We start from the raw sequence: 9,253 nt of genomic DNA on the forward strand, positions 1-9,253 counted from the left end.
CAGGTTCCGGGCGGCTCGGAGAAGGGTTTGCGCAGTTTCTTCCGACCGGATCAGCACAACGCCACCCTCTGTACTTCCGCCACGGCCTGCCGGCCTCGGTTCGGCACTCTAACCGAACCGCCGGCCTCGGGCCCGTCAGTTGTCCACGGTGCGTGGTGGTGCGAGATGTGCGGTGAGGAAGGCGATCTGGTCTGCGATGATCTGCTCCACCACCGGTGGGTGGTAGACGGTGAAATGGTCGGCGTCGTAGGTCTTCAGTACGGCCTGCGGTGCGCGGGCGGCTACCCGGGCCGCGATCGCCGGGTCGATGAGATTCTCGCGTGCGCAGGCGCAGACCATCAGCGGGCACCGCACCTGTGGCGCGGCCGACGCCGCGTTGTAGAACAGCATGCCGAGGCCGGAGGCTGCGGTGATCCGGTTGTCGAAGGCGTATCCCGGCGGCGTCACGGACTGCCACCCCGCGAGCGCCCCCGCCTGTGTGACGAAGGCACGCTCCCCGGGTTCGCCCACCAGGGGAACATAGCGCCGGGACAGACCCAGTGCGCCGCGGACCAGGTCCGAGACGATCGGGAGCGTGAACCGCAGCAGGTGGCCCACACCCGCGCGGGCGACGACGGCACGCCCGCTGAAAACCGGGCATTGCACGACCGCCGCGCGCAGGTCGCGATGGCGGGCGGCGGCGGCCAGGACATGGCTGGCACCGAAGGAGGTGCCCCACAGCGCGATCCGGTCGGCATCCAGTTCGGGACGGGAGCGGGCGAAGGCCAATGCCGCGTCGACATCTTCGGCGTAGCGGCGCTGGGAGACCAGTTGCCGCGGCTCGCCGGCGGATTCGCCCAGATGACGGAAGTCGAACGCCACCACGGCCAGTCCCGCCTGCGCGAACCATCGTTCGTATTGCCCGAGCATCATCTCGTGGGTGGCGCCGCCGCCGTGGACGAGGACGACGGCGGGGTGCGGGCCGGGGGCGTCGGGCACTGTCAGCCAGGCCGCGCAACGGTCGCGCCCGGACGGGAAGGTGGTGCGTATGGTCATAAATCCTCGATTAGGTACGTTGTACGTGAATCAGATGAGTTAATCACGTACGCCGTACTTGAACAAGGGAGGGTTATGCCCGCGCCTCGGAAATTCACTCGGGAACAACTGCGGTCGGCCGCGCTGGCGCTGGTCGACGAGCAGGGGCTCGCCGGCCTGACCATGCGCAATCTCGCCGCCGAACTCGGTACCGGCGCGATGACGATCTACAACTATGTCGACGGCCGCGAAGGGCTCGAGGAGCTGGTGACCGAAGCCGTCATGGGCGAAACGCGCTGGACCGAGACGCCGGGTGACTGGCCGGCCCAGGTGGTGTCGGTCGCGGAGGGGATGTGGCAGGCCGTCCGCGCGCATCCGCACGCCATCCCGCTGATCCTGACCCGGCGCAGCTCCGATGTCCCCACGCTCGCGCCCGCCGAGGCCCTGCTCCGGGCGCTGGCCCGCTCCGGCAGATCGGGAGCCGAACTGCTGGTTGCCTTCCGGGTGGTCTCCGGATATGTCACCGGATTCGCGCAGGCCGAACTCACGAGCCCGCTCGCGGCCCGCGCGGGCGAGGATCGGGCGGCGGTCGCCGGCCGGGTCGCGGCGCTGCCGGCCGATCGGTTCCCGAAGCTGATCGAGATCGCGGAAGCCGCCGCCGGCGGCGATCCGGAAACCGAATTCGGCAGCGGGCTGGCGATAGTCCTGGCCGGTCTGCGGGCCTGATGGCCGGTGGGCCGGGTCAGGGTGTCGCCTGTAGCCGCCAGCGCTGGTATGGGCCGCCGCGCGGAGTCATCTTCAGTGCCCCGGTACCGGGCAGGTAGGTGAGTACGGATTTCGGATACGCCTGCTCGAAGAGGTAGCCGTCCTCGATCTGCCATTCGACCGCGAGACTCGACGTACTGTCGACCAGTCGCGCGTCGGTTCCTCCGCGGGAGGGGGTGCCGCCGTAGGAGAGGGCGAAGTAGCCGCGCGAATCCTCGGCGACGAGATTGACGAGCTGATTGTGCGCACCGGAATAGGTGTTCGCGCCGCTGGAATCGAAGAACCAGCCCTGCCGCACCGATCCGTCGCAGCCGCGCATTTCGAGGCCGGGATCGGTGGTGACGCTCGCCCGGTCGCTGCGCCGGGTGTACTCCCGCTGCTGCCAAGTCCCGTCGAATTCGTAGTACCGGCCGGGCTCACTGGTCAGGCACAGGCGGGCTTCTTCGTTGCGCAGGGCGAACCTGCCGCCGGGAAAACCGTTGGCGATCACCGGCACCGGGCTGCGTTTCCGTGGCTCACCGCCGGTCAACTCGATATCGGGCGTGTCCGCGGAGTGGGTCACGACGAGCAGCCCGGCGATCAGGGCGACGAGTGACAGCGGGCCGCCGCGTACTCTTCTCGTGTTCATGCGCGAAAGCTATCAATGCTTCATCGGTGTGCATCGATGGCGCGCGGAACCTTTTCAGGGGGTCTGGATGGCGGTGAGGGTCAGGTGGCGATGTCGCTTCGTGACTCGGCGTGGCGGCGCTGGGCGTCGAGGACCTCGGGCATTCGCGCCTCGAGGAAACCGATGAGTTCGAGGAGCCGCGGCGCGGTATCGGCGCCCAGATCGGTGAGGCTGTACTCCACGTGGGGCGGGATGGCGCGGCGGACCTCGCGGTGTACGAAACCGTCGCGTTCCAGCTGCTGAAGAGTCTGGGCGAGCATTTTCTCGCTCACCCCGTCGATGCGGCGGCGCAGATCGCCGAACCGGAGCGGACCGTCCGCCAGCCCGGCGAGCACCAGGGTTCCCCAGCGGCCGGTGAGGTGTTCGAGGACCGGGCGCGAGGGGCAGGCCCGCGCGAAGACATCGAAGGGCAACGCCGCGGTCGTGCTGTCCGAGGAGGGTTCCGCTACGTCCATACCGTCATGGTAACCACCGGAGAGCACTTACCAATAGTTCGCGCTAACTATTTCACCGTGTATCTTGGTGGTCGGATTCGCGCACTCGAAGCCCGACCGAGAAGGAGCTCGTCATGTTCGTCGTCACCGGTGCCACCGGACAGTTCGGCCGCCTCGCGGTGGACGCCCTGCTGCGGCGGGGCGTACCGGCCGCGCAGCTCGCGGTGGCGGTCCGCGATACGACCAGGGCCGCAGACCTGGCCGCCCGGGGTGTCACGGTGCGCGGCGCCGACTACGACCGGCCCGAAACACTCGTTCCCGCGTTCACCGGTGCCGACAAGCTGCTGTTCGTCTCCGCCAACGGTCCCGACGACCTCCGGCTCGTCCAGCACGCCGCCGTCGTCGACGCCGCGGCCCGGGCCGGTGTCGGGCTCGTGGCCTACACCTCGATCGTCGCCGCCGATACCAACCCGCTGTCCCTGGCCCGAGTGCACCGCGACACCGAGGCCCGGCTCGGTGCTTCGGGACTGGCCACCGTGCTGTTGCGCAACGGCTGGTACACCGAGAACTACACCGCCGGCCTCGCCGGTTCGGTCCAGCGCGGCACCCTCGTAGGCGCCACGGGCCGGGGCGCGATCGCCTCGGCCACCCGCGCCGACCTGGCCGAGGCCGCCGCCGTCGTCCTGACCTCCCCCGACGACCAGGCGGGCAAGACCTACGAGCTGACCGGTGACACGGCCTGGACGCTGGACGACCTCGCCGCCGAAGCATCCGCCGTATCCGGAAAGGACGTCACCTACACCGATCTCCCCGCCGCGCAGTACGCCGAAATACTCGCCGGTGCGGGTCTGCCCGCGTTCTTGGTCGAACTCCTCGTCGACGCCGACACGCGGATCGCCGAAGGCGCGCTCGCTACCATCGCACCCGATCTGGCCGAGTTGCTCGACCGGCCCCTCGCCTCCCTGCACGACACCGTCGCCACCTCCCTGCACGACACCGTCGCCGCCGCGCGCTGACAACTCCGGCCCCACCAGTAGTCCGCACAGAAGGAACCGCTATGGCCGTACGCAGGCTCAACCACGCCGTCCTCTACATCCGCGACCTGGACCGCGCAGTCGACTTCTACACCGCCACCCTGCAGTTCGTCGTCGCCCACCGGGTCCCGGGCCGGGCCGCCTTCCTCCGGGCGCCGGACACCGAAAACGACCACGACCTGGGATTGTTCGCGCTCGGTGACCGCGCCCCGGGCCCACACCCCGGCAGTGTGGGCCTCTACCACCTGGCCTGGGAGGTCGGCACGCTCGGCGAACTCGCCGAAGTCGGGCGCCGGCTGCGGTCCCGGGACGCGCTGGTCGGTGCCTCCGACCATCTGATGTCCAAATCCTTCTACGCGAAAGACCCGGACGGAAACGAGTTCGAGGTGATGTGGCGGGTACCCCGCGCCGACTGGCCCGATACCGAGGACCTGCGGCCCCACCCGCTGGATCTCGACGCCGCCGTCAAACGCTGGGGCGCGGACCTGGCAACCGGCGCGGCGGCGGGTTCACCGACCTGATCCGCCACGGGGCGGGGCGCCTCCGACCGGATCCGCCGCAGCCGGAGCCCTCCGACCTGCTGCGCGCGGTGGGAGGCTCCTGACCTGCTGCGCCGCGGTGGGGGTAAGGACCTGGATCCGATACGCCGTGGTCGTTGTGCGGTCTGCGCCGATCAGCCGGGCGCGGTGCCGGAACGGACGAACCGGAAAACAAGGGCGGCCCGCCTGCCGGGTGGACGCGGACGGACGACGTCCCTGGTCCTCGCGCCGGTGCGCGGCCGGCTTCCGGTGTGCCGACGGTTCCCCGGACCGCGTCACCGGCGGGCCGGGGCGGCACTGCCGCCGGGCGAGGCCCCGTACCCACCCGGTGGCAGTGGTCGCGCCGGCTCGGTCACATCCGGCGGCAGGTTCCTCCGCTACTCCGTGGGGCCGTAGTCCTGAATACTGCCCTGCTGGTCGATGGCGGGAGCTTGCTGCTGGTCGGTGTCGCCCGGTGCCTGCTGGTCGGTGTCGCCGGGTCCTTCTCGGTCGGTGCCGCCGGGTCCCTGCTGGTCGGTGTCGCCTGGATATTGCTGATCGGTGTCACCGGGAGCTTGTTGATCGGTGTCACCAGGGTTCTGCCGGTCGGTGTCACCGGGCGCCGGCTCATCTTCCGCGTCGTCCTGGACGGGCAGGCCGAGACCCGGAAACAGGTCATCGATACCGGGAAGGCCCGGAATGCCCAGGAGGCCGGGCCGGCTGTCCTGCTGGTCGACGGCTCCCTCGGTGGGTTGCGCGGTGGCCACCGGTGCGGCGAGGGCGACCGCGGCGGGAACGGCCAGTGCGGCGAGCGCGGCAGCGGTGGTGATGCGGATCGACATGTGTAACCCCTTCTCTCTCGTTGATCGGGTGGGAAGTGGTACGCGTGCGGATCGAGCACTCCGGACCATACGGGGAGCCGGGCGCGGCCCGGGGCAGGCCGGTCGGGTCGGCGAGTACGTCCGGAGTCGCGCCACCGGTTTACCGATATCGCCGAGTCAGGAATAACTTTCCGGATTTTCTACGTCTTCGATGCTGCTTCAGCGACGTTGCACGCGTTGCCCGGGAGCGGCTACCGGACCTTCCTCGCGAAGATAGGTTTCCAGCGCGTCGAGATCAGTAGGACCGACCGCCGAATCGGTGCCGCGGGTGAAGACCGTGAAACCGTCCCCGCCGGCGGCGAGGAAATTATTGGTGCTCACCCGGTAGGTGGCGAGCTCGTTCAGCGGTTGCCCGCCGATCCGCACCGAATCGCCGACCACCTTCGCACCCGGGGCCGCGGTCTCGTCATAGGCATAGGAGATACCGGCGACCGAGAGGATCGCCGGTTTGCTCTCGTTGTCCCACTGCTGTTCCAGCAGTTCGAGGATCTGGCGACCGGTGAGTGTCAGCGTGACGACCTGGTTTCCGAACGGCTGGGTCTCGTAGATGGCGCCGTAGGTGATCGGGCCGGGATCGATATCGGCACGGACCCCGCCGGGGTTCATGAAAGCCGCCACCGCCCGCGCCGACTCGCCGGTGACCTCGAGCATCGCGTCGGCGATCACCGCACCCAGCGGTGATTCGCCCGTGGCGCCGGCGCGCGGCAGCGGCGTGGTGGCGGTACCGACCACCCGCCCGGCGCGCGGCGCCGCCTGCCCGGAGAAGAAGCCGATCAGTCCGGTGACCGACGGATCGGGTTCGACATCGCGGGTGACCACCCGGTTCACCGCCGCCGCGGTGACCTCCCCGTCGGCGAAGCGCAGCGTCACATCGGTGATCAGCCGGCCGTAGGAGGCGCCCTGGGTCACCACCTTGCCGTCGAATTCGCACACATAGGACTGGTGGCTGTGCGCGGTGAACAGCACCTGGACCGCCGGGTCCGTGCGGGCGGCGAGATCGGGCACTTCTGGACCGATATCGGCGCAACCGTTGTAATCCGTGGTTTTCGCCGGTGTCCCCTGGGCACCGCCGTCGTGCACCAGCGCGACCACAGTTTCCGCGCCCGCCTGTTTCATGGCGGGCACATACTTGTTGATCGCCTCGACCTGATCACCGAATGTGTAACCGCGAATCCCCTCGGGAAAAACCAGGTTCACAGTGTCGGGCGTGACCGTCCCCACCACCCCGATCTTGTGCCCGCCGACCTCCAGCATGGTCCAGGGCCGCACCTCCGGGGGCGGCTCACCGCGCGAGTTCGTGAGATTCGCGGCCAGGAAATCGAACCGGGCCCCCGTGAACGGTGCACCGGGCGAGCATCCGTTTACCGCGCCGCCGCCCTTGCTCAGCCGCGCCAGTTCCGAAACGCCGTGGTCGAGTTCGTGGTTGCCCACCGCGGATGCCGCCACCCCCATCTCGCTCAGGAACGTGACGGTCGGCTCGTCGTGGAACAGCGACGACACCAGCGGACTGGCGCCGATATTGTCCCCGGCCGAAAGCGCCGCGCTGTCCGGGTAGGCCGCGCGCAAACGGTCCAGATGGGTCGCCAGATAGGCCGCCCCACCCGCCGGGTGCTCGCCGATCAGCCCGTTGCTCGCCTCCGGCGGTTCGAGATGACCGTGCAGATCGTTGAACCCGAACAGATGCACCTCGCCGGGCCCGGTGGCGGGAAGGTCACCGGTGGAAACCAGCGGCACAACCCCCGGAGTCGCGGGGGCGGGCTCCTCGGACCCGGCGCACGCGGTAAGCAGGACGAGACTCAGCCCGGCGGCGCAACCGGCCGCGGCCCGACGCAGAACGCTCATACCGTCCGACTCTGACACCCCCGGGCGGACACCGGGCGACGACGCGATGAACTCTGCTCCCACCTGAGTTTTTGAAGAATATTTCGCGACACCGATGAGTCGCCGCGGCCCTCCTGGAACGTGCGTTTCGGATTGCGTGGTTGTCCTCTGCGGGGAGTTTTCCCAACATTCGTGTTCCGGTTGCGAGGTCGGACCGGTTGTGGCTCGATGAGCTGGCGCTGTCGATCGATTGCGCGCGGTTTGCCGTCCGGCGCTCGCTCGCGCGGGTAGCGGGACACCAAGGAGTTCGACCATGACAATCGGGTATGTCTGGAACACGGTCTACGGATGGGCCGACACCGGTTCGGGGAGTCTGTTCCCCGCCGATGCCACCACCGGACTCCAGCCGATAGGTCACCATCTCGCCCATCCCGATACCAAACGCCGGTTCCACGAACTGGTCGCTGTTTCCGGGTTGCTCGACCGGCTGCAACCGGTGCGGGCGGTCCCGGCCACCGAGGCGGATATCCTCCGCGTCCATACCGCCGAGCATCTGGACCGGATCAAGGAGGAGAGTCTGCGGCCCAAGGGCGGTGACGCCGGTGACGGTTGTTCGCCGTTCGGGCGCGGAGGTTACGAGATCGCGGCGCTGTCCGCCGGCGGTGCGATCCAGCTCGTGGATCAGGTGGTTTCCCGGACCATCGATACCGGTTACGCGCTGGTCAACCCGCCGGGGCATCACGCGTACCGGGCCGGCGGAATGGGTTTCTGCATTTTCAACAATGTTTCGATGGCCGCCGCCTACGCCAAGGACGTCCTAGGGCTGGAACGGGTGGCCGTGGTGGATTGGGATGTCCACCACGGCAACGGCACCCAGGAGATCTGGTACAGCGACCCGTCGGTGCTCACCATTTCGCTGCATCAGCATCTGTGCTTCCCGCCGAACTCCGGCTACCTCGAGGAGCGGGGCACCGGTGCGGGCGAGGGCTTCTCGATCAATATCCCGCTGCCGCCCGCCGGCGGTGACGCCGCCTATGTGCACGCCATGGACCAGGTCGTGCTGCCGGCGCTGCGCGCGTTCCGGCCCGAGCTGATCCTGGTGGCCTCCGGCTTCGATGCGAGCATCATGGATCCGCTGGCCCGTCAGATGGTCACCAGTGCCGGGTTCGCCCAGCTCACGCGGCGCGTGCTCGATGTGGCGGCCGAACTCTGCGAGGGTCGGATCGCGTTCGTCCAGGAGGGTGGGTACAGCCCGCACTATGTGCCGTTCTGCGGGCTGGCGGTGCTGCGCGAACTACTCGGCGACCCCTACGAGCCGGACCCGTACAGCCCGATCGTCTCCACACAGGGTGGCGATGTGCTGCTGGCCCACGAGGCCGCGGCGATCCGGGCGGCCGTACCGGCCTCGCTCCGGGCACCGGCCGAGGCGCGGTGATCCCGGGGCCGGCGGACGGAACTCCGCGCCGCCGGGCCCCAAAAGCCGTTGCTACACAGTCCGGATCAGCTGAACCCACGGTGCTTCGCGATCCCCGGCGCGCGGCGCGAACATCTATTACTGTGTGCTCGCAGCAATCGAAAACGGTTCCCTTTCCGGGAAATTCAGCAAGGAGTGGGTTGATGACGTCCGTCCGGAAGGCCGTGGAGGACTACTACGAGCACATCGACTCCGGCCGGTTGGCCGATGCCGTGCAGTTGATGACCGACGACGTGAAGTTGACCTTCGCCAATGCCGACCCCGTGGCCGGCCGGGAAGCGGCCGCCGCCTCCATCCAGTACGTGCTCGACCAGACCACCAAGATCCGGCACAGCATTTTCCACTGGATGGAGCCGCAGACGGCGGCGGACGGTACGGCCGAGGTCACCTTCGAGATCCGCATCCACTATTGGCTGAAGAACGGTACGGAACTCGATATCCCCGGGGCGGTGTACGCGAGCTTCGACGCGGACACCCGGTGCACCGAGCAGCGGCTGTACGGCGACCTCACCCAGGTGTTCGCCTGAGCCTGCCGCGTACGGTGCGCTGATACGTCGATGGCTCGGACCCGGGCCGGGCGCGCCCACGCCCGGTAAGCGCCGCGTTGATTAGTTCACCGAAGAGTTGGCCCGGGCGCGGGGGCGC

The 9,253-nt window shown here is 68.8% G+C and carries 10 protein-coding genes; 5 read left to right on the forward strand and 5 right to left on the reverse strand.

The annotated features are described in order from the left end of the window. Positions 1 to 135: 135 nt before the first annotated feature. Positions 136 to 1,035, reverse strand: coding sequence for an alpha/beta fold hydrolase (locus AB0H42_RS06095; protein ID WP_357050534.1), 900 nt, complete (start codon positions 1,033 to 1,035; stop codon positions 136 to 138). Between the two features lie 75 nt (positions 1,036 to 1,110). On the opposite strand from AB0H42_RS06095, the gene AB0H42_RS06100 reads away from it, so the two are divergent. Then, positions 1,111 to 1,740, forward strand: a complete 630-nt coding sequence (locus tag AB0H42_RS06100; protein ID WP_357050537.1) for a TetR/AcrR family transcriptional regulator C-terminal domain-containing protein — start codon at positions 1,111 to 1,113, stop codon at positions 1,738 to 1,740. Between the two features lie 16 nt (positions 1,741 to 1,756). Here the strand turns inward: AB0H42_RS06100 and AB0H42_RS06105 are convergent, their stop codons facing one another. Beyond that, positions 1,757 to 2,407: a hypothetical protein gene (locus AB0H42_RS06105; RefSeq protein WP_357050540.1), complete on the reverse strand. Its 651-nt coding sequence runs from the start codon at positions 2,405 to 2,407 to the stop codon at positions 1,757 to 1,759. 80 nt (positions 2,408 to 2,487) lie between these two features. Continuing rightward, entirely contained in the window at positions 2,488 to 2,901 is a 414-nt protein-coding gene (locus AB0H42_RS06110; RefSeq protein ID WP_357050543.1) for a helix-turn-helix domain-containing protein, read from the reverse strand. 113 nt (positions 2,902 to 3,014) lie between these two features. Between AB0H42_RS06110 and AB0H42_RS06115 the strand changes: the two genes are divergently transcribed. Further along, the gene (locus tag AB0H42_RS06115; protein ID WP_357050546.1) at positions 3,015 to 3,896 is read left to right on the forward strand and encodes an NAD(P)H-binding protein; all 882 of its coding nucleotides are present in this window, start codon (positions 3,015 to 3,017) and stop codon (positions 3,894 to 3,896) included. 41 nt (positions 3,897 to 3,937) lie between these two features. After that, positions 3,938 to 4,435, forward strand: coding sequence for a VOC family protein (locus tag AB0H42_RS06120; RefSeq protein WP_357050549.1), 498 nt, complete (start codon positions 3,938 to 3,940; stop codon positions 4,433 to 4,435). 395 nt (positions 4,436 to 4,830) lie between these two features. Here AB0H42_RS06120 and AB0H42_RS06125 read toward each other — a convergent pair whose 3' ends face one another. Then, positions 4,831 to 5,274 (reverse strand): hypothetical protein, encoded by a 444-nt coding sequence (locus tag AB0H42_RS06125; RefSeq protein ID WP_357050552.1) that lies wholly within the window; start codon positions 5,272 to 5,274, stop codon positions 4,831 to 4,833. A gap of 198 nt (positions 5,275 to 5,472) precedes the next feature. Then, the gene (locus AB0H42_RS06130) at positions 5,473 to 7,155 is read right to left on the reverse strand and encodes a 5'-nucleotidase C-terminal domain-containing protein (protein ID WP_357050555.1); all 1,683 of its coding nucleotides are present in this window, start codon (positions 7,153 to 7,155) and stop codon (positions 5,473 to 5,475) included. Positions 7,156 to 7,447: 292 nt separating this feature from the next. On the opposite strand from AB0H42_RS06130, the gene AB0H42_RS06135 reads away from it, so the two are divergent. Next, on the forward strand, positions 7,448 to 8,569 hold the full coding sequence (locus AB0H42_RS06135; RefSeq protein WP_357050558.1) for a class II histone deacetylase: 1,122 nt from the start codon (positions 7,448 to 7,450) through the stop codon (positions 8,567 to 8,569). 182 nt (positions 8,570 to 8,751) lie between these two features. Further along, entirely contained in the window at positions 8,752 to 9,135 is a 384-nt protein-coding gene (locus AB0H42_RS06140) for a nuclear transport factor 2 family protein (protein WP_357050561.1), read from the forward strand. Positions 9,136 to 9,253 lie beyond the last annotated feature (118 nt).

The sequence above is a fragment of the Nocardia sp. NPDC050799 genome, from assembly GCF_040654015.1.
Taxonomy (GTDB): Bacteria; Actinomycetota; Actinomycetes; order Mycobacteriales; family Mycobacteriaceae; genus Nocardia.